This window comes from Cryobacterium sp. BB307, from assembly GCF_012274275.1.
In the GTDB taxonomy this organism is placed as follows: domain Bacteria; phylum Actinomycetota; class Actinomycetes; order Actinomycetales; family Microbacteriaceae; genus Terrimesophilobacter.
On sequence record NZ_JAANZA010000001.1, the window covers coordinates 1,426,943 to 1,444,552 of the forward strand.

Below are 17,610 nucleotides of genomic sequence, written 5' to 3' on the forward strand. Positions count from 1 at the left end.
AAGGTCACCGGCAACTACAAGCGCGGCAACGAGCGCTGAAAACCTCCGCCTTAACCCGTTTCAAGGAGATTTGACTGAGTCGACTTGGCTCTATTCGGATTCAACCGGTCTAAGCCCGGATCTCCTTGAGACGGGTTGCGCGCGAGGCGACGTTGCCTCAAATGAACCGATTTCCCAGCATCGCCCGCGTTAGCATCCCCTGATGGTTGATGCAGCACTCACCGCAAGTCCGCACGCGCAAAACCGCCGGGGGTCAGCTCGCTGGACCCGACGCGCTCGCCGCTGGATAGCGGGTGCGGTTGCCGGACTGGTGGTCGCTGCCGGCGCGGTGTTCGGGATCGCGGACCCGGCATCCGCGTACGACGAGCCGGCGATTCTCTCTCACGCGAACCAGAGTCGGGCTGACGCCGGGCTCGGGCCGCTTCGAATGAACTCGTCGATGAACTCTGTCGCCCTCGCGTGGGCGCAGCAGATGGATGCGGCCAACTCGATGTCGCACAATCCCAGCTACTCGTCGCAGATCCCGGGGGGCTGGAGCAAGGCGGGCGAGAACGTCGCTCACGGTTACGCGACCGGCGCCGCGGTGCACGCGGGCTGGATGAGTTCGCCCGGTCACAAGGCGAACATCCTCGGCGACTTCACTGACATTGGCATCGCGCACATCTCCGGAGCCAACGGAACCTGGTCGGTGCAGGTCTTCGCGAAGTATGGGGCCACGGTGCCGCCGCCGGCGCCGCCCGCACCGGCACCTGCGGCACCGGCTCCGGCACCGGCAGCGCCGGCACCGGCCCCCGCGCCACCGGCGGCCGATCCGGAGCCCGCGCCCGCTGCCGAGCCGGAGGCGACGCCGACACCAGAGCCGACCGCGAGCGCAACTCCGCGGGACGACGCCGCCGCCGAGCGAGACAGCACTGCCCGCCAGGCGGGGGACGCTGCGGATGACGACGTCACGACGCTCGACGACGCTGAGCGAGTCGACGCGTCCTGGCTATGGCCGGGCATGGCGATTGTGTTCCTCGCGGTCGCGGCGATTGCAGCGGTGCTGGTGATTCTGATCCGGCGGAAGCGACGCGGGTAGGGATCCGCGCTGGGGCGCGTGAGCGGAGACGGCGAGACGAGGATCTCGCGTGCTGGCGAATAGGTAACAGAACGGTAACGAACTCGCTATAGTGAGCGGAACCGCTTCGGCGGCGATGGTTCCCGTTACCCGATTTGGCGGTGTCAATGTCGACAACGCGTCGCGGCCTCTTGGCCGCCGCAGCCGTGTTCGCGTTCGCGTTCAGTCTCGTTTTGCCCCCGGAGTCGTCGAGTGTTGACGCCACTGGCCTGTTTGGCGCTCGCGGTCCGGGGGACGCCGGCTTCGTCGCCGGCCACCGCGGTGATCGCACTTCCGCTCCGGAGAACACGCTCCCGGCGCTTCGGGCCGCAATCGAAGGTCCGATGGACGTCGTGGAGACCGATGTGAGGCTCTCAGCCGATGGCGTCCCGGTGCTGTTCCACGATCATTGGCTGGATCGTACGACCGATGGTTCTGGTCGGATGAGCGACTTCACGCTGGCCGAGTTGCAGGGGCTCGATGCCGGATCCTGGTTCTCCAAGGAGTTCGCCGGTGAGCGCATCCCGACCCTCGAGTCGTTCCTTGAACTTCTTGCGCATAGCGACAAGCGCAGCCTGATCGAACTGAAGGCGTTTTGGACGCCGGAGGAGGCGGCAATCGTGACGGACCTCCTTCAGCGTTACGGTGTCGCAGAACGGGTGATCGTTGCAGCCTTCGACCGCCACACGCTGATGAGCGTGGAGTCGGCGGATCCTACGATTCGGCGTGCGCTTCTGGCATCGAATCTTCCGAACGACCCGGTGCAGCTAGCGGAACGGTTCGGTGCGGTGGCGATCGTGACGAGTTTCGCGGAGGTGCGAAAGAACCGGTGGATCGTGGAACGCACGCGCAGAGCCGGTATCGGGCTGATCTTGTACACGTTGAACAGCGAGGAGCGTTGGGAGACGGCCTTAAAGCTTGGGGTGGACGGAATCGTCACCGACAAGCCGCTGAAGCTCGGTCGCTGGCTGGATGCGGCGACCTCAGCCTCCCGCTGACGGCGGTTGAGCGCCGAACCACCCCTGCGGGTCAGAAAGAGGCCTTAAAGCTCACCTGAAGGGCTGTTTGCGACCCCTCGGAAGAAACGCGCGCCGAGCTACGGCAGGTTCACACCCGGCTTGAGCCGCACCAGGCGGGTCTGGTTGCTCTCGTCCAATTCGGCAACGTCTGCGCGCGACTTCACGAACTCGGAGAACGACTTGAAACCCAGCGCCGACTCCTGGAACGACGGGTCCATACGCTTCATCTGGGTCTTCACGGCCGAGTTGTGCAGCCAGTCCTCGTCGTCCTTGGCATGCCCCAGCCTCAGCGCCCGCACGAGCAGATCAGTTGCGGCTCGCTGCGGGTCGGCTGGCGCATCCGCGTCGGCCTTAGCTGAGGCATCCGGCGTCTTCTTCTTGGTCGCTGCTGGTTTCTCTTTCTGCTCGTCGGCCACGGTGGGGCGCGGCGCCGTCGGGTTCTTCCGCGGCTTGATTCCCGGCAGCGCGTCGTAGTCGGCGAACTCGTCGCAGGCTGCTGCGAGGGAGCGACTGGTGCCGCCCGCTACTCCGATCCCGACGACGTAGCGCCCGAGCCTTTTGCTCTTCTGCGCGAGGGCGATGTAGTCCGAGTCGCCCGCGACGATCACGACGTGAGTGAGGTCGGGCAGGCGGAACAGGTCCTCGACGACGTCTACTGAGAGCCGGATGTCCGCACCGTTCTTGATGCCGGCTGTGGTCGGGAAGAGCTGGGTGAGGTCCACCGCGCGCTCGATGAGCTGCTTCTGATAACCAGCGTTCACCGGCACGGACCAGTCCGCGTACGCGCGGCTGATGACGATCGAGCCGAAGGATGACGCGAAGTCGATGATCGCGCCAACATCGATCGTCGCATCGTGCAGTTTCGTCGCCACCTCCGACTTGGAGCGCGCCGGTGAGAAGTTGCGCGCCTTGTCTCGATGGAAGCGCTGGTCGCCGTGCAACTGGTCGTAGCGGGAGATGACGATGTTGTCGAAGTCGATGTAGACGGCGACACGTGGGTCGCTGGGTTCAGCCATGCGCCCAGTCTGTCGCTATTCGCGCGGCTTGAGTAGTGCCGGATGCCTGTGGCGACCGCCTCGCGCGGGTCGACCTTCCACGCGCGCGTCGAATCAGACCCGCGCTGGGAAGTTCGACCCGCGCGCGACCCCTAAATCCACTTGATCGAATCCTCCGAGATGAGCCACACAAGCGTCCCGAGCGCCGCCACGTTCAGCACGACCGTCCACCAGAACGCCGCCCGGAAGCTGGCCTTCTGAGTCTTGTGCCGGAAGGCGAGTTGCGCGATGAGGCCACCGGGCCATCCGCCCAGCAGTCCTAAGCTCAGCAGCGTCGATTCCGGGGTGCGCCACCCGCCGGCGCCGGCCGCGCGCTTGTCCTTCCAGTAAGCGACAAAGCAGAGCAGGCTGGCGATCGCGTAGGCAGCCGGAATCCAGGTCGGCAGTGGCATCAGGAGGGCGGCGATCGCGTACGCTCCGGCGAAGACGACGAGTGGGATCAGGGTCGCGGCGCTGGCGTAGGGCGCCACCGAGGGCGTCCGAGTCGCTGGCCGATCGGCAGCAGCGCCATCCACCAGCACACGCTCCGCCCGAACCCGGCCATCCGGTGCATTCCCCACCGTGAACGTCATGGTGTCGCCAACCTGCGGCCGACCGACACGCGCGTCGAATGCGCTGATGTGCACGAAGACGTTACGGCCGCCATCCGTTGGCGAGATGAATCCGAAGCCGCGGTCGTCATTCCACGACGTCAGCGACCCAGCTACACGCTCACGGGCTGAAACCATGTGCCGATGTTAGCGACCGGATGCCACACTCGACGGATGGACATCCGCCCAACCACCGCCGCCGACCGGCGTGCGTATCGCGACATCCGCCTGCGCGCGCTTGCTGACGCCCCGAATGCGTTCCGGTCGACCCTGGAGCGCGAGGTGGCCTTCGATGACAGCATCTGGCATGACCGGGCTAGTAGCGGCAACACCGTGCTCGCGTGCGATGGCGACAAGGCGCTCGGCACCGCAACGCTCATCGATGATCGCCACGAAGCCGGAGGCAAAGAGGTGGTCGCCATGTGGGTCGACCCGGATCACAGGCGCGCGGGCGTCGCCTCGGCCTTGCTCGAGCAGCTGCGAGGGGATGTCCGAGTTCCGGATGCGCTGTTCGCTGGCTGACTAAGCCGCCGGGTCTACAGGCCGCCGCAGAGGTGACCCCACTGACCGCCGGTGCCGGGGAGCCCCCACTGCAACAGATCGACCACGCTCGAACCGGTCGTCAGCGCGAAAACGTACTTGCTGTCGCTGTCTGGATCTTCGACCGTAATCGTCGTGAGGTCACCGCGAGTTATGTCGGCGTACGTGCCAACCACCGCATCCGGGTACGCGGCAACGACCTCGGCCTGAGTGCTGCCGAGTCCGACGTCCTCCGCGTTGCGTGGGAAGTGCGAGGCCGGGTCAGCGATTCCAATCTCGGAGTAGAACAGGAACGTGCCGGCAGCCATGTCGGAGCTGTCCATCATCGCGTGCGTGTACATTGTGTCGGTCTGCCAGACGACGCCGTAGTGCGGGCACACCTCGTAGCCGGTGACCGGATAGTTCAACTGGTCGCTCATCTGGGCCCAAGTCGCGCCGATCTGCGCCTCCTCGAAGAAGGTGAAACCGAAGTCCGGTCCTTCTCCGGGCTCTTCCGGCGCAGGGGTCACGGTCACCGTGACAGTGGGGGCAGGATCTGCGCCCGGATCGCCCGCAGGAGTGGGGGTGCACCCGCTCACCAGGAACGCGGCCGCCACCGCGATGACTCCGACAGACACGAGCTTGTTCACGGGCTTCTCCTCTGCTCTTGCCGAGAAAACTAGCAGAAGGCGAGTTATCATCGCGGGATGCGCGACGCTTTCCTTTTCAGCGCGGAACTCTGGCAGTGGGAGGGCAAGAGCGCCTGGCACTTCGTGTCGGTGCCGCCAGACGAGTCAGAGGAGATCCGCGAGCAGCCGCGCATGCCGCGAGGGTTCGGCTCCGTTCGGGTCAGCGTGCGGATCGGCTCATCGACTTGGAAGACCTCGATCTTTCCCGATTCGCAGCGCGGCAGCTACCTGCTTCCCGTCAAGAAGTCGGTGCGCGAGTCCGAGGGAATAAGCACCGGCGACGTCGTGCAGGTCGAGCTCAAACCGCTCGAGTGATCGGCGCCCGTCCAGCGTCGACTGACAGAATTGGATCCCGATCAAGGAGCAGCAAATGGGACTCTTCGACAAGATCTTCGGCCGGCCCGAGCAGCCTCCGCAGCGCCGCAACGAGGATGAGGTCGCCGTCGAGCGGTACGAGTACCTCCTTCGCACGGCTCCACCAGAGACCATCGAGCAGGTCCACACCGAGGCGTTCGGCAAGCTGACGCCTGAGCAGCGCGACATCCTGTTCCAGAAGCTGACCGAGTCGGCGCCAGAGGGGGAGCGTCCGAGCGACAGCCAGCCGGGCACGCTGGCCCGCACCGCGACTCGCACAGAGCTGCGTCAGCCGGGAACGCTCACGCGTGCGCTGGGTGAAGGCGATCAGCGGGGCGGCCCCAGCTTCGGCGCGATGTTCGGCAGCTCGCTGCTCGGGACGATCGCCGGTTACGTGATCGGCTCCGCGATCGTGGGCTCGTTCTTCGATGGCGGCGGGGCGGATGCCAGTGCTGACCCCGGCGCGGATGCCTCGGGCGACACCGGTGCAGACGGCGGGGACTTTGGCGGCGGTTTCGACGGTGGAGGCTTCGACTTCGGCGGGTTCTAGCCGCGTCTGAGGGGCCAGCAACCGCCCTTCCCGTACAGCAGGAAGGACGGTCTCCGACCCCTCGGGACTGTTAGGCGCTCGGTGTCACCGACAGCGCGATCTTGCCGCGTGCGTGGTTTGAGCCGACGTGGCGAAGCGCATCCGCCGCAGCCTCCAGCGGATAGACAGTGTCGATCAGCGGCCGTAGCGTTTCCGCCTCGACGTGCCCGCGCAGCACTTCGAGGTCGTTCTTGCGCACCATCGCGAACATCCCCACCAGTCGCTGCTTTACAAATGGCGCCTGGGCGGCGATGGTGAAGTTGCGCGTCACCGCACCGAAGAGATTCCCGCCACCCTCGCCGCCGACGAGCACCAGCGCGCCGCGCTCGGCCAGCATCCGGCGCAGGGCTGACACCGGCCTGCTGCCGGCGATGTCGAGCACCAGATCGAAGTCGTGCGCGATCGCTTCCAGGTTCTGCTTCGTGTAGTCGATCACATCGTCAGCGCCCAGGCCGCGCACGCGCTTTATATTCCTGGTGCTGCATACGGCCGTAACGGTGGCGCCCATGCTCTTGGCGAGTTGCACGGCGAACGAGCCGACGCCTCCGGATGCCCCAATGACCAGCACGCGCTGGCCCTCCTTGAGTTCCCCCTTGCGGAGCGCCTGGAGCGCGGTCACGGCTGAGGTGGTGACCACAGCCGCCTCTTCGAAGCTCACAACCGCAGGCTTGCGGACCAGCCACCTCTCCTTCGAGCTGGCGTACTCCGCGAACGAGCCGGTCGCGACGCCGAAGACCTCGTCACCGACAGCGAACTCGGTGACGCCCGAGCCGACCGCGACGACCGTGCCCGAGACATCCGATCCCCGCGTCTGCTCTTTAGGGCGCCTGAATCCGACCCCGAACAGGCGCATGAGATACGGCTTGCCCGTCATCAGGTGCCAGTCGCCGGGGTGCACGCCCGCGGCGTGCACTTTCAACAGCACGTCCTCGTCGCCGACGTTGGGCACGGGCACCGTGCTGATCTGGATGACTTCGGCGTCGCCGTAACGGTCCTGCGTTGCCGCCTTCATCATCCGCTGCTCCGAGCGCTCGGATGCTGACTGGTTCTTCTTGGTTGTTGCATTCATGGTCGATTCTCCTTAGCTGGTGGGGTACTGGAACACGTCGTCGAGCGGGACGCCGAAGACATGCGCGATCTGGAATGCCATCTCGAGTGAGGGGGAGTACTTGCCCTGCTCGATGGCGATGATGGTCTGGCGGGTGACGCCGATCCGTTTCGCCAGGTCGGCCTGGGTCATTTCGCCGTGCTCGAAGCGCAGCTGCCGGATGCTGTTCGTCACGAGCGTCGGTTTCACCATTGCTGGAACCCGCCCCGGTAGGCGACGATCCGCGCGGTGCACGAGGTGATGGCGGAGAGCGTGAACGCGAGGTAGAGCGCGTTGGCGATCCAGAAGTAGTCGACCTCGAACGCTGCCATGAAGATTGAGCCGAGTGCGCCGGCGATCAGCCAGCCGTGTCCGATGAACTCGCCGTACCGGAAGATCTCGCGGTCGCGCCGGTCTTTCTTGCCGCCATCCCCGGACACGATACTGGCGATGATATTCAGCACGATGGCCGAGACGATGGAGATGCCGATCGTCCACAGCATCGTGACGAAGTAGTCGACTTGCGTGATGGGGGTGACTGCCGCGCGGGACAGGATGATGATCAGGTAGGCCGAGTAGGTGACCACAGATACCAATGCTTGGATCCACGTTTCTTTTTCTGCGGATGTCATTTTGCTTGTTCTCCAATGTCAATAAGTCTTTACACGAGAAATGTAAAGCAGCATTCACACCGTGTCAAGCAAACTAGACATCGACTTTCACCGGGCACACCAGGGATGTTCTGCATAACAGGGCGTGTCAGTCGAACTCGGCGGCCCGCTCGCGAGCACGATCTGCCGCGGCCGCAGCTCGTTCCGCGTCGCGCTCGGCTCGCTCCCGCCGGTGCTGCAGGGTGGTCGCATCCCTGGCGGAGGAAGCCAGTTGCTCCTCGAGCTGATCCAGCCGGGCGATCAGCTCCTCCCGCTGCGCCTCGAGCCGGTCGCGCGCAGCAAGCGCCTCGTCGGCCTCACCCTCAAGCCGGTCGAGCTCGTCCTGCACCTCACGCGCCGCGGCCTCGGCTTCTTCCGCCTTCTTCCGAGCCTGATCCTTCAGCCGCTTCACCGGCTTCGCCGCCGCCGCACCGGCTGACGGCTTCCGCGCTGGGGCGGCGGGCGCATCCGGCTCCCCGCCGGCAACGGCTCCGCTCAGGTCGACCGACTCGAGGCCGGCGAAGGCCAAAGCCCGCACGAGCCTGCCACTGCGCACTGCCGCTGCTGCTGCAGGTTCGGCGAGCCCCGCCTGCAGCGTCTGCTCGACTTCATCGCGGGTTGCTCCGCTGATCGGATGCCCGGCCTCCTCGGCGAGCTCCGCGGCAGCCCGCCCGAGCGCGGCGATGACCTGCCGGCGCTGCCTGGTCAGCTCCCGCAGCGATTTCGCATCGAGGTCATCCTGCGCTTCCCGAAGCGCCGCGCCCAACGCGAGGACCTGCTCGAGCTCATCCCCGCGCCGAGCCGCCAGCAGGTTGACCGCCCACGCAGCGACCGACGGCTTCTTGAACGCCTTGACCTCCTTGCCGATGGCCGGGTCCGCCTTGGCTCGGTCGTTCCGAGCCGCCGTGAACGCGTCGGGCGGCAACGCGTAGAGCTCTCGAGCGACCTCGGCGATGGCATCCCGACTCGGCGTCATCGGCGCATGTACCTCGTGCGGAGGAAAAGGTAGAGCCCGTGCGCGATGAACCCCAAGGCAATGATGCTGAGCGGCCACACACCGGTTGGCAGGCTCAGAAGGTAGTGCACTGCGCCGTCAAGACCGGTTGTCCAGCTGGAGTCGCTCACGAATGCGCCGCCGACGAAGAGCACCCCGACGAGCACGAGCGCAATTCCTTTTGCCGTGTGCCCGACGATCCCGAGCCAAAGCACCGCGACGCCGACGGCGCCGTCTGGGAGCGTGATGTCTTCCATGAACCGCCGGGAGACGCCGCGCACGGCATAGAACACCCCGACGCTCGCGACGGCGACACCGATCGCGCCGAGGAGGAAGATACCTCCCGGGATGTTGATGAGCGTCGAGCTGACCGTGCGGGTCTGCTCCGCCGCATCCGGTTGCCCGCCTGTTGCGAAGACGACCGCGGCCAGCCCGATTACGACAAAGACAACAGACTTGGCGCGATCCCGCCACTTGTTGGGGACCACGCCTTCCGGCCGCGGAGCGATCGGCCCGGTCCACTGCCAGATGGCAAGGCCGAACAGTGACAGTGCGGCGATCCACAGCGCGATGACCCCGCCGGGTGTGTCCGCGACCGCCTCCAGGGCGCCGCTCTGGTCAGCGTTGTGGTCCAGCCCATAGACCACCCCGATCGCGATGATGCCGATCAGCACGTGCAGGGCACCGCTTGCGATCAGACCGGCGCGGGCGAAGACGCGGGCGGGGCGGCTGTCAGCGGCGCGCCGGGCCGCTTCCTTGGCATCCTCTGCCTTGCCCTTGGCAGCGGCGGAACTGGCATCCACGTGCCATTGATACCACGTCGAGGTGGGGCGAAGTCTCGCCCCTGTCTGGTGCGAGTCGTACGATTTCGCATCATGAGACTGTGGTCGCTGCATCCGCGCTACCTCGACAGGCAAGGGCTGACGGCGTGCTGGCGCGAGGGTCTGCTGGCTCAGGCGGTCATCGGCAGGACCTCGGGCGGGTACAGCAACCACCCGCAGTTGCAACGGTTCCGCGGCAGCGACGACCCGCTCGCCTCGATCGGCTCCTACCTGCACGGCATCGTCGACGAAGCGGATGCGCGCGGCTACCGGTTCGCGCGGGACAAGATCCAGCGACCGGGCAATGTCTCTGGGCTGCCGGTCACCGACGGCCAGCTGGACTACGAGTGGCACTGGCTGGGAGCCAAGCTCGCGTCACGCAACCCGTCGTGGAAGCATCGCCTTTCCCACGTCGAGACACCGGATGCGCATCCGCTGTTCGTCGTCATCCCCGGACCGGTAGAGGCGTGGGAGCGCGTCGAACGGTGACGTGCCGGTGCTCGTGTGAACTTCCGCAGAGTGTCACCCCAGGGGTTGCAGTCGTCGCCGGGTCCGAGAAAAGTCGGGTACTTGCACACGATCGAAAGGACTCACCCATGCTCACTCTGACTGACACCGCAAGTGTGCTGATCAAGAACCTCACCGACCAGACCGCGAGCGACGAGGCGGGCCTGCGCATCAGCGCGGCCGAAGGAACCCCGAACCTCACGGTTGATGTCACCGCCTCGCCAGAGCCGAATGACACGGTGGTTGAGCACACCGGGGCTCGCGTCTTCCTCGAGGAGACCGCCGCTGCTGCCCTTGACGACAAGGAACTGGACGCTCAGGTCGATGAGGCCGGTGCCATCCGGTTCGCGATCAACGACCAGAGCTGACCGCGTCTTCGGCTCTCACGGCCCTCTCCACCGCGGCGAGCGAGTCGGAGACGTCATCCGCGTCGGTGGACCAGTTGCTGACCGAGATGCGCAGGATGTCGCGCCCCGCCCAGTTCGAGCCGGACATCCAACTGGTGCCGTCAGCGATCAGCCGCTCGGTGATGTTGCGGGTGCGTTCATCGTCACCGAAGCTCACGCTGACCTGCGTGAACACGACGTCGTTCAGCACCTCGACACCAGGCATAGCGAGCAGCCCGGCAGCGAGCGCGCGAGCGTTGGCGGCGAGCCGGTCGACGAGCGCGGTCACGCCATCCCGACCAAGGGATCGCAGCGCCGCCCAGACCGGCACGCCGCGCGCCCGTCGAGACAACTCGGCGACCTTGTCGTACGGGTCGCCGGGCCCGTGTTCATCGGTGATCAGATAGCTGGTGTGCACACCGAATGCCTTGCGCACCACTTCCGGCCGCGACACGATCGACACGCCACAGTCATACGGGACGTTCAGCGTCTTGTGCGCGTCGGTTGCCCACGAGTCACAGGTCTCCCAACCCCGCGTCTCTTCGGCGAATCGGCCACTGGCGGCCGCCCACAGCCCGAAGGCGCCATCGACGTGTGCCCACGCCCCGTGCCGGTGGGCGATCGCGGCAGCATCTCCGATCGGGTCGAACGCGCCAGAATGCAGGTTTCCGGCCTGCAGGCAGACGATCGCGGGGCCCGACGTCGCGTCGAGTTCACGCTCGAGCGCATCCGCCAGCATCCGTCCCTGATCGTCCGCCTCGACCTCCACCGGAGCCGGCAGTCCGAGGTAGCGCAGCACCAGGTCGATCACAACGTGCCGCTCCCGGCCCGCGAGGACGGTGATGGGTGGGGAGCCGGCCAACCCATTCGTGGCGAGGTCCCAGCCGACAGCGTCGAGCACGTGCTGCCTGGCCGCCGCGAGGCCGACGAAGTTGGCCATCGTCGCGCCGGTGGTGAAGCCGACATCGGCGCCGGCGGGCAGGCCGAGCAGATCGAGCAGCCACGTGCCCGCCGCTTCTTCGATCGCCGCCGTCGCCGGTGTCGCGTAACGCATGCCGCCGTTCTGGTCCCACGCGCTGACCAGCCAGTCCGCGCCCATGGCGGCGGGCAGGGTGCCGCCGATCACCCAACCGAAGAAGCGTCCGGATGGCATGCCCATGAGGCCGGGCTCGGCGAGCTCTGCCAGCTCGTTGACGACGGCATCGGGCGGCAGCGGCCCGTCCTGAAGCGGGGGAGCGAACCGCTCGTAGAGCTCATTTGCGCTCGCTCGCGGACCGACGGGTCGGGTTGGGAGGGACTCGAGCCATTTGATTGCATTGACGTGTGCCGCGTCCAGTGCATCGCGGTACGCGTCTGATGACGCGGACATGCGAGACATGCTAGACCCGCCGGTCAGCCGTTGGGCGAGAGTCGGGTCGCTTTCTCAGTCAGGTGTGCCCGCAGCGCAGACTCGGTCGTCAACGAGATGGCTTTCTCGTAGGCGGCGGATGCCTCGCGAGTCGCCCCCGCTTCGGCCAGCAGGTGCGCTCGGGTCGCCCAGGCCGGTTGGAACCGTTCGGCACCTTCAATCGCCTCGAGGGCAGCGAGCCCGGCATCCGGACCATCGAGTGTCCCGATCGTTGCGGCCAGGGAGACCCGGGCACCGAGCGTTGGAGTGAGTTCTACGAGCGCCGTGTAGAGGGTCCGGAGCGCCCACCAGTCGGTCAGGCCGGTGCGAGCGCGTGCCGCGTGCACCGCCTGGATCGCAGCCTCGAGCTGGAATCGGCCGAGGCGCTGCGCCCGTGCGGCTCGCCTTAGCCAGTCGTCGCCGCGTGCGATGAGCGTCGCATCCCACCGGGTCGTATCCTGCTCCTCGAGCGGCACAAAGCGGCCGTCCGCGCCGGTGCGTGCCCGGGCCCGCGAGAACGAGAACGCGATCAGGGCGGCCAGCCCGTACGCTTCCGGTTCGTCGTCGAGCAGCGTCGCGAGCGTTGAGGCCAGGTACAGCGACTCGGCGGCCAGCGATTCCCGTTCGCCGGAGACCAAGAGCCAGTCGATCGCGTACGCGCCGTAGATCGCTTCGAGCACAGCGGGCAGCCGCTCGGGCATGTCGGCGCGGGTGGGGACGACGAACGGGATCCTCGCATCCCGGATGCGCCGCTTGGCGCGCACCAGGCGTTGCGCCATAGTCCCTGTCGGCATCGCGAACGCACGCGCGATCTGCTCCGCTTCGAATCCGAGAACGGTCTGCAGCATCAACGGCGTGCGGATGCCGGGGTCGATTGCGGGGTGGGCGCACACGAACATGAGTTCAAGCCGTTTGTCGGGGATGGCATCCGGATCGACCTCGTCGAAGACCTGGGGTTCCGCGGCCAGCGGCGCGGAGGTGCGCTCGGCTGCGGACTTCGCGCGGTCCCGCTGCCGGTTACGTGCGACGGTCATCAGCCATCCCTCCGGGTTGGCGGGGACGCCGCTCGCCGGCCACGTGCTGAGCGCCTGCACGAACGCGTCGCCCAGCGCATCCTCAGCTCCGGGGATGTCGCCGGTGCGCGCGGCGAGCAGCGCGAGCAGGCGACCGTACGAAGCGCGGGCGACCACTTCCGCCCGCGCCTTCGCGGTCAGATCGTCCCGTGCCATGCCCCGTCTTCGAAGTGCACTGCGGTCGGTCGGATCTCGATCGTGCCGTAATACGCGGCCGGGCATTTCTCGGCCCATGCGAGTGCGGCATCGAGGTCCGGAACGTCGATCAGGAAGATCCCGCCCAGTTGCTCCTTGGTGTCGGCGAACGGGCCGTCCTGGACCTTCAGCGCGCCGTCGCGCGCGGTTAGCGTCGTTGTGCTGGCGGACTGCTGGAGCACCTCGGCCGCCAGCAGCACGCCGGCCTCATTGAGCGCCTTGGCGTAGTCATCGAAGGCCGCCTTGCCCTCGTTCATCGCCTCAGTGCCGAGGTCGGCCTCAGTCATCTCGGGGTAGTGCATGATCAGTGAGTAGCGCATCTGTCTGCCCTTCTTCTCGTACCGTAGCGGCCACGCGGTGTGACCGACATACCCCTATGACGATTGAGCGTGCACCCAATCGACACCTTTCGACGGCGCAACGGGTCGAGCCGCGCAGTCACACCTGGGTTGATGCGGAGACAGCGGGCTTCAGCGTCGCCAGCGCTGGGCCCAGCCCGATGTCCACGAGCACAATCCGCCCCGCGAGCCGGGAAGCGGGATCTAGCAGCAGCCCGGCCTTGCACCCGCCGAAGGTCACGGTGACGTCCGCTGGCAGCACTGTCGGGTCCGGGACGGAGCCGTCATCCGGGTGGATGCCGCTCGGGATGTCGACGGCGACGACGAGCGGCCGCTTCGGCTGGGCGAGCACCGGCAGCACCAAGGCGACCACCTCACGCGCGGTGTCGCGCAGCGCGGGGGAGCGGCTGGCCCCGGTGCCGAGGATGCCGTCGAGAACGACATCGGAGACCTCCGCGGCCTGAGCGGCCATTCGCGGCTCGATGACCTTTGCGCCCGCGACCATCGCAGCGGCGGCCGCGCGTTCGTGCATCGTGCCGCCGGTTTGGATCACCGACACGTCGGCGCCGTCCGACGCCAACTCGGCCGCCGCGAACAGTGCATCGCCACCGTTGTCTCCCGACCCGGCAAGCACGAGGATGCGACCACCGCCATCCGGAAGCAGCGCGCGGAGCTCCCGCGCGAGACCCGCCGCGGCGCGCGCCATCAGGGGAACGCCGTGCTTCAGAAGTGGCTTTTCAGCGGTCCGGATCTGGTTTGCGGTGTAACCGTGCATCCACCCATCTTGCTTGTCGCAACTGTTGACAGCACGGAAATGTCGTTCTAGCCTATATTCAACCAAATGGTTGATAAATGAATTGGTTGACGATGAAGAGCGACAGAGACGAGTGGCTGGACCGGGCGTTCCTGGCCCTCGCGGATCCCGTGCGACGCGGAATCGTTGCGCGGTTGTCTCGCGGACCGGCGACGGTCAACGAGCTCGCCGAACCGTTCGACATCACGAAGCAAGCGGTCTCCAAGCACATCCAGGTGCTCGAGAACGCTGGGCTGATCACCCGGAGTCGAGACGGTCAGCGCCGCCCGGCTCACCTTGACCCGGCCGGGCTCGAGGAGCTCACCGGCTGGATCGACAAGTACCGGCTGGACGCCGAGCGGCGCTATCGCACACTCGACGCCCTGTTGGAGACCATCAAGGAGAACTGAAATGAGCAACGCACTGAAGCTCGACGTGCCCGAGGGCGTGCCGTTCATCGACTTCGAGCGCGAATTCGACGCGCCGGTAGAGGCTGTGTTCCGCGCCCACTCGGATCCCGAGCTCATCAAGCAATGGCTCGGCCCGCGCGGGTACGAGATGACCGTGGAGCGGTTCGACTTCCGCACCGGCGGCAGCTACCGCTACATCCACAAGGCCAATGGCGAGGAGTACGTATTCAACGGCGTCTTCCACGTCGTACGTCCGAACGAGTTCGCTATCCAGACCTTTGAGTTCGAGGGCTACCCGGATGTCGTGAGCATCGAGTCGATGAGGTTCGAGGATCTCGGAAACGGACGCACGCGTCTCGTCGGACACTCGGTCTACCCGACGCAGGAAGCGCGCGACGGGATGGCTGCCAGTGGCATGGAGACGGGCCTGTCCGAAGGCTACGAGCGTCTCGACGAACTGCTGGCGGCCGACGTCAAGGCCTAGAAGCGAGGCGATTCTCGAGGTGCTGGCAGTGCCCCGACTTGCGCGCATCCGGATCCAACTGGCCTCCGGATGCGCGCCCTCTCGCGCTCACATCACCGCTACGGCGTCGTAGAGCCAGAAAACGCCGAGAAGCGCGGCCGCGAACACGGCGGCCCCGACAAGAGCTACGAGCCTGCCCTGCAGTGTTCGGCCGAGGGCCAGTGGCAGCACGAGGCCGACGACAAGCTCCAACCACCACTGCGGCCCACCGATCAGTACGACGCCGTAGAGCCCCTCGCCGGCGACCAGTCCGCCCATGAAAGCGAGCGCGAGCGCCCGAAACCAGCGTTGCCTGCTTCGTGCGCTGTAGCCAGCCAGGCCGCACAACGCACCGGCAGCGAAACCGACCACCGTCCACAGGAGAACCTCACGCAACGTGACCGTGCTGGCGACCAACGCGCACCAGATGGCGACCATTGCGAGCATCGTCACCACGCCGGTCAATGCAGCTTCCCGCTTCTGCGTGCGCACGCCATCGCGCAATGCAACACCGAACGGCACGAGGCCCCAAAGCGCGCTGGTGCCGGCGAGCGTTGGCCATGGATGTGGAAGGAGGGTCGTGAGCACCCACGCCAGGCCGCCTGCTGACGCGCCGACAATGATCGAGATGGCAAACACTCGATGGAGCCTCACGCTGTCATGTTAGGGGTGCGGGTGAGGTGCCTCAGTCGAGCGCGCCGTTCAAGGAAAAGAGCCGGGCCCATAGGCCCGGCTCTTCGAATGCGCTTGTTGGAAAGACCGTTACTCGCCGGTCCTCTTGGAAGCCTTCGCCTTCTTGTCGGCGCGCTTCTCTTTCAAGGACTTCGAAGCAGCGGTCTTCGTGTTCGCGCCCTTCTTCGGTGACTTGTTGGGCATACGGCACTCCCTCCGTCGGAAGCACTAGGGCTTCTGTGTCTTCGAGGCTACCCTCGCCCTGTCCCTGAGTCGAGAATCGGGGGTTTCCCCGATGGCGCCGCACGGCCTCCTGCGTGAGGGTTGAAGCATGACAATACTCAGCAGACCACGCACCGATCGGGTCATCGCCGGAGTCTGTGCGGCGATCGCCCGCCGCTTCGGATGGAACGTGACGGCTGTGCGCGTGCTTACCGCGCTCAGCATCCTGCTCCCGGGCCCGCAAGTGGTCGCCTACATCGTGCTGTGGGTGCTCATTCCGTCGGATTCTGACGTCGTCCGGGTAGGTTGAGGTCCTCCGGATCCACCTCGACATCGCCGACGTCGTCCGGACCCCCCGTGCCGGGCAGTAGGTTGACGTCACCCTCGTCGATCTCAGGGTCGTCAGTCGCGCGGCTGGAGGCTGGACTCTCCTGCCGTTCCTGCGTCTCGCTTTCGCTCCCAGGCGTGTACGCCATGTCCTTCTCGAGCTGCTCTTTCTCATCGCGTTCGGTCATGCCGCGAAGTTAGGCGCGGACGCTGGGACACGCCTGACGGAATACTCATGGTCGGCACACCGTTCTGGGGTTAGATTCGTTCGCACACTCAGCGGAAGGCCACCCCCGTGACCCAGCAACTGCAACTCGGCCTCGACACGTTCGGAGATGTCACTCTCGACGTCGATGGCAACCCGATCAGCCACGCCCAGACCATCCGGAACATCGTCGAGCAGGGTGTGTTCGCCGACTCGCTGGGCATCGACTTCATCGGGGTGGGGGAGCACCACCGCGACGACTTCGCAGTGTCATCGCCAGAGATGGTGCTGTCGGCGATAGCGAGCCGCACGTCGCACATCCGACTCGGCTCGGCGGTGACCGTGCTGAGTTCAGACGACCCGGTGCGGGTATTCGAACGGTTCTCCACCCTCGACGCGGTGTCGAACGGACGGGCAGAGGTCATCATCGGGCGCGGCTCGTTCACCGAGTCGTTCCCGCTGTTCGGCTTCAAGCTGGCCGACTACGAGCGGCTGTTCGAGGAGAAGATCGAACTATTTGCCGAGCTGCTGAAGGGTGGCCCCGTCTCCTGGTCGGGTTCGGTGCGCGCACCGCTCACCGACCAACTGGTATTCCCGCCGGCCGAGTCCGGCAGCATCACCACCTGGGTCGGCGTTGGCGGTACACCGGAGTCGGTCGTGCGCGCCGCGCATTATGGCTTCCCGCTCATGCTGGCCATCATCGGCGGTGACCCTCTGCGCTTCGAACCGTTCGTCGGCCTGTACAAGCGCGCACTCGGCCAATTCGGCAGGCCAGAGCTGCCGATCGGCGCACACTCGCCCGGGCATGTCGGCAAGACCGACGAGGATGCGCTCGAGGAGCTCTACCCGCACTTCAAGAAGAACCGCGACCGCATCGGCGCCGAACGCGGCTGGCCGCCGGTCACCCGCCCGGAGTACGAGAACGAGGCGAAGAGCGGTGCCCTGTTCGTGGGCTCACCAGAGACGGTCGCCCAGAAGATCGCGCGAGCGGTCAAGGGGCTCGGACTGTCACGTTTCGACCTCAAGTACTCCAACGGCTCGATGCCGCACGAACTGTTGATGTCGAGCATCGACTTGTACGGCAACGAGGTCATCCCGCGGGTGCGGGAGCTGGTGGCAGCGTGACGGGC

The 17,610-nt window shown here is 66.3% G+C and carries 25 protein-coding genes; 11 read left to right on the top strand and 14 right to left on the bottom strand.

Annotated elements, in window-relative coordinates:
* The first annotated feature begins 202 nt into the window (after positions 1–202).
* Together HGK58_RS06970 and HGK58_RS06975 are read left to right on the top strand one after the other, a co-directional pair.
* A complete protein-coding gene (locus HGK58_RS06970; RefSeq protein ID WP_168626753.1) occupies positions 203–1,078 on the top strand; it encodes a CAP domain-containing protein in 876 nt (291 codons plus the stop codon).
* Positions 1,079–1,224: 146 nt separating this feature from the next.
* A complete protein-coding gene (locus HGK58_RS06975; RefSeq protein ID WP_168626754.1) occupies positions 1,225–2,094 on the top strand; it encodes a glycerophosphodiester phosphodiesterase family protein in 870 nt (289 codons plus the stop codon).
* A 98-nt stretch (positions 2,095–2,192) separates the two neighbouring features.
* Here the strand turns inward: HGK58_RS06975 and HGK58_RS06980 are convergent, their stop codons facing one another.
* On the bottom strand, positions 2,193–3,131 hold the full coding sequence (locus HGK58_RS06980) for an NYN domain-containing protein (protein WP_168626755.1): 939 nt from the start codon (positions 3,129–3,131) through the stop codon (positions 2,193–2,195).
* A 131-nt stretch (positions 3,132–3,262) separates the two neighbouring features.
* The gene (locus HGK58_RS06985; protein ID WP_168626756.1) at positions 3,263–3,898 is read right to left on the bottom strand and encodes a DUF1294 domain-containing protein; all 636 of its coding nucleotides are present in this window, start codon (positions 3,896–3,898) and stop codon (positions 3,263–3,265) included.
* 36 nt (positions 3,899–3,934) lie between these two features.
* Between HGK58_RS06985 and HGK58_RS06990 the strand changes: the two genes are divergently transcribed.
* Entirely contained in the window at positions 3,935–4,282 is a 348-nt protein-coding gene (locus tag HGK58_RS06990) for a GNAT family N-acetyltransferase (RefSeq protein WP_168626757.1), read from the top strand.
* 14 nt (positions 4,283–4,296) lie between these two features.
* On the opposite strand, the gene HGK58_RS06995 is transcribed toward HGK58_RS06990, so the two are convergent.
* Complete coding sequence (locus HGK58_RS06995) at positions 4,297–4,929, bottom strand: hypothetical protein (RefSeq protein ID WP_168626758.1); 633 nt, start codon at positions 4,927–4,929, stop codon at positions 4,297–4,299.
* 57 nt (positions 4,930–4,986) lie between these two features.
* On the opposite strand from HGK58_RS06995, the gene HGK58_RS07000 reads away from it, so the two are divergent.
* Together HGK58_RS07000 and HGK58_RS07005 are read left to right on the top strand one after the other, a co-directional pair.
* Positions 4,987–5,283 (top strand): DUF1905 domain-containing protein, encoded by a 297-nt coding sequence (locus HGK58_RS07000; protein WP_168626759.1) that lies wholly within the window; start codon positions 4,987–4,989, stop codon positions 5,281–5,283.
* A 55-nt stretch (positions 5,284–5,338) separates the two neighbouring features.
* Positions 5,339–5,872, top strand: coding sequence for a hypothetical protein (locus tag HGK58_RS07005; protein ID WP_168626760.1), 534 nt, complete (start codon positions 5,339–5,341; stop codon positions 5,870–5,872).
* Positions 5,873–5,942: 70 nt separating this feature from the next.
* Here the strand turns inward: HGK58_RS07005 and HGK58_RS07010 are convergent, their stop codons facing one another.
* From HGK58_RS07010 to HGK58_RS07030, 5 genes are all read right to left on the bottom strand, one after another.
* On the bottom strand, positions 5,943–6,980 hold the full coding sequence (locus tag HGK58_RS07010; RefSeq protein ID WP_210422625.1) for an NAD(P)-dependent alcohol dehydrogenase: 1,038 nt from the start codon (positions 6,978–6,980) through the stop codon (positions 5,943–5,945).
* 12 nt (positions 6,981–6,992) lie between these two features.
* Positions 6,993–7,211, bottom strand: a complete 219-nt coding sequence (locus tag HGK58_RS07015) for a helix-turn-helix transcriptional regulator (RefSeq protein WP_168626761.1) — start codon at positions 7,209–7,211, stop codon at positions 6,993–6,995.
* A complete protein-coding gene (locus HGK58_RS07020; protein ID WP_210422626.1) occupies positions 7,205–7,585 on the bottom strand; it encodes a hypothetical protein in 381 nt (126 codons plus the stop codon). Before HGK58_RS07020 ends, HGK58_RS07015 begins: the two co-directional genes overlap by 7 nt.
* A 172-nt stretch (positions 7,586–7,757) precedes the next feature.
* The gene (locus tag HGK58_RS07025) at positions 7,758–8,624 is read right to left on the bottom strand and encodes a transposase (protein ID WP_168626763.1); all 867 of its coding nucleotides are present in this window, start codon (positions 8,622–8,624) and stop codon (positions 7,758–7,760) included.
* The gene (locus tag HGK58_RS07030) at positions 8,621–9,445 is read right to left on the bottom strand and encodes a DUF1206 domain-containing protein (RefSeq protein ID WP_168626764.1); all 825 of its coding nucleotides are present in this window, start codon (positions 9,443–9,445) and stop codon (positions 8,621–8,623) included. The genes HGK58_RS07025 and HGK58_RS07030 overlap by 4 nt, the downstream gene beginning before the upstream one ends.
* 72 nt (positions 9,446–9,517) lie before the next feature.
* Between HGK58_RS07030 and HGK58_RS07035 the strand changes: the two genes are divergently transcribed.
* Positions 9,518–9,952: a pyrimidine dimer DNA glycosylase/endonuclease V gene (locus tag HGK58_RS07035; protein ID WP_168626765.1), complete on the top strand. Its 435-nt coding sequence runs from the start codon at positions 9,518–9,520 to the stop codon at positions 9,950–9,952.
* A 107-nt stretch (positions 9,953–10,059) separates the two neighbouring features.
* Positions 10,060–10,338: an iron-sulfur cluster assembly accessory protein gene (locus HGK58_RS07040; RefSeq protein ID WP_168626766.1), complete on the top strand. Its 279-nt coding sequence runs from the start codon at positions 10,060–10,062 to the stop codon at positions 10,336–10,338.
* Here the strand turns inward: HGK58_RS07040 and HGK58_RS07045 are convergent.
* The 4 genes from HGK58_RS07045 to HGK58_RS07060 form a co-directional block, all read right to left on the bottom strand.
* Positions 10,322–11,725 carry a pyridoxal-dependent decarboxylase gene (locus HGK58_RS07045; protein ID WP_168626767.1) on the bottom strand — a complete coding sequence of 468 codons (1,404 nt, stop codon included), beginning with the start codon at positions 11,723–11,725 and terminating at the stop codon, positions 10,322–10,324. The genes HGK58_RS07040 and HGK58_RS07045 overlap by 17 nt on opposite strands.
* Positions 11,726–11,748: 23 nt before the next feature.
* Entirely contained in the window at positions 11,749–12,972 is a 1,224-nt protein-coding gene (locus HGK58_RS07050) for a DUF6596 domain-containing protein (RefSeq protein ID WP_168626768.1), read from the bottom strand.
* Positions 12,954–13,331 (bottom strand): YciI family protein, encoded by a 378-nt coding sequence (locus tag HGK58_RS07055; protein ID WP_168626769.1) that lies wholly within the window; start codon positions 13,329–13,331, stop codon positions 12,954–12,956. Before HGK58_RS07055 ends, HGK58_RS07050 begins: the two co-directional genes overlap by 19 nt.
* 118 nt (positions 13,332–13,449) lie before the next feature.
* Positions 13,450–14,124, bottom strand: coding sequence for an NAD(P)H-hydrate epimerase (locus HGK58_RS07060; protein ID WP_168626770.1), 675 nt, complete (start codon positions 14,122–14,124; stop codon positions 13,450–13,452).
* Positions 14,125–14,201: 77 nt separating this feature from the next.
* Between HGK58_RS07060 and HGK58_RS07065 the strand changes: the two genes are divergently transcribed.
* Positions 14,202–14,552 (top strand): metalloregulator ArsR/SmtB family transcription factor, encoded by a 351-nt coding sequence (locus HGK58_RS07065; RefSeq protein ID WP_246865374.1) that lies wholly within the window; start codon positions 14,202–14,204, stop codon positions 14,550–14,552.
* Position 14,553: 1 nt separating this feature from the next.
* A complete protein-coding gene (locus HGK58_RS07070) occupies positions 14,554–15,036 on the top strand; it encodes an SRPBCC family protein (RefSeq protein ID WP_168626771.1) in 483 nt (160 codons plus the stop codon).
* Positions 15,037–15,123: 87 nt separating this feature from the next.
* On the opposite strand, the gene HGK58_RS07075 is transcribed toward HGK58_RS07070, so the two are convergent.
* A complete protein-coding gene (locus HGK58_RS07075; protein WP_168626772.1) occupies positions 15,124–15,708 on the bottom strand; it encodes a DUF6518 family protein in 585 nt (194 codons plus the stop codon).
* 349 nt (positions 15,709–16,057) lie between these two features.
* On the opposite strand from HGK58_RS07075, the gene HGK58_RS07080 reads away from it, so the two are divergent.
* Complete coding sequence (locus tag HGK58_RS07080) at positions 16,058–16,258, top strand: PspC domain-containing protein (protein ID WP_168626773.1); 201 nt, start codon at positions 16,058–16,060, stop codon at positions 16,256–16,258.
* Here the strand turns inward: HGK58_RS07080 and HGK58_RS07085 are convergent.
* Entirely contained in the window at positions 16,221–16,463 is a 243-nt protein-coding gene (locus tag HGK58_RS07085) for a hypothetical protein (RefSeq protein ID WP_168626774.1), read from the bottom strand. The genes HGK58_RS07080 and HGK58_RS07085 overlap by 38 nt on opposite strands.
* 107 nt (positions 16,464–16,570) lie before the next feature.
* Here HGK58_RS07085 and HGK58_RS07090 point away from each other — a divergent pair, with 107 nt between their 5' ends.
* Entirely contained in the window at positions 16,571–17,605 is a 1,035-nt protein-coding gene (locus HGK58_RS07090; RefSeq protein WP_168626775.1) for an LLM class flavin-dependent oxidoreductase, read from the top strand.
* The last annotated feature ends 5 nt before the right edge of the window (positions 17,606–17,610 follow it).

Bases quoted from the DNA above. Each gene is read 5' to 3' on its own strand.
- HGK58_RS06970 (WP_168626753.1), top strand. From the start codon at position 203: ATGGTTGATGCAGCACTCACCGCAAGTCCGCACGCGCAAAACCGCCGG.
- HGK58_RS06975 (WP_168626754.1), top strand. From the start codon at position 1,225: ATGTCGACAACGCGTCGCGGCCTCTTGGCCGCCGCAGCCGTGTTCGCG.
- HGK58_RS06980 (WP_168626755.1), bottom strand. From the start codon at position 3,131: ATGGCTGAACCCAGCGACCCACGTGTCGCCGTCTACATCGACTTCGAC.
- HGK58_RS06985 (WP_168626756.1), bottom strand. From the start codon at position 3,898: ATGGTTTCAGCCCGTGAGCGTGTAGCTGGGTCGCTGACGTCGTGGAAT.
- HGK58_RS06990 (WP_168626757.1), top strand. From the start codon at position 3,935: ATGGACATCCGCCCAACCACCGCCGCCGACCGGCGTGCGTATCGCGAC.
- HGK58_RS07000 (WP_168626759.1), top strand. From the start codon at position 4,987: ATGCGCGACGCTTTCCTTTTCAGCGCGGAACTCTGGCAGTGGGAGGGC.
- HGK58_RS07005 (WP_168626760.1), top strand. From the start codon at position 5,339: ATGGGACTCTTCGACAAGATCTTCGGCCGGCCCGAGCAGCCTCCGCAG.
- HGK58_RS07010 (WP_210422625.1), bottom strand. From the start codon at position 6,980: ATGAATGCAACAACCAAGAAGAACCAGTCAGCATCCGAGCGCTCGGAG.
- HGK58_RS07015 (WP_168626761.1), bottom strand. From the start codon at position 7,211: ATGGTGAAACCGACGCTCGTGACGAACAGCATCCGGCAGCTGCGCTTC.
- HGK58_RS07025 (WP_168626763.1), bottom strand. From the start codon at position 8,624: ATGACGCCGAGTCGGGATGCCATCGCCGAGGTCGCTCGAGAGCTCTAC.
- HGK58_RS07035 (WP_168626765.1), top strand. From the start codon at position 9,518: ATGAGACTGTGGTCGCTGCATCCGCGCTACCTCGACAGGCAAGGGCTG.
- HGK58_RS07040 (WP_168626766.1), top strand. From the start codon at position 10,060: ATGCTCACTCTGACTGACACCGCAAGTGTGCTGATCAAGAACCTCACC.
- HGK58_RS07045 (WP_168626767.1), bottom strand. From the start codon at position 11,725: ATGTCCGCGTCATCAGACGCGTACCGCGATGCACTGGACGCGGCACAC.
- HGK58_RS07050 (WP_168626768.1), bottom strand. From the start codon at position 12,972: ATGGCACGGGACGATCTGACCGCGAAGGCGCGGGCGGAAGTGGTCGCC.
- HGK58_RS07055 (WP_168626769.1), bottom strand. From the start codon at position 13,331: ATGCGCTACTCACTGATCATGCACTACCCCGAGATGACTGAGGCCGAC.
- HGK58_RS07060 (WP_168626770.1), bottom strand. From the start codon at position 14,124: ATGCACGGTTACACCGCAAACCAGATCCGGACCGCTGAAAAGCCACTT.
- HGK58_RS07065 (WP_246865374.1), top strand. From the start codon at position 14,202: ATGAATTGGTTGACGATGAAGAGCGACAGAGACGAGTGGCTGGACCGG.
- HGK58_RS07070 (WP_168626771.1), top strand. From the start codon at position 14,554: ATGAGCAACGCACTGAAGCTCGACGTGCCCGAGGGCGTGCCGTTCATC.
- HGK58_RS07080 (WP_168626773.1), top strand. From the start codon at position 16,058: ATGACAATACTCAGCAGACCACGCACCGATCGGGTCATCGCCGGAGTC.
- HGK58_RS07085 (WP_168626774.1), bottom strand. From the start codon at position 16,463: ATGACCGAACGCGATGAGAAAGAGCAGCTCGAGAAGGACATGGCGTAC.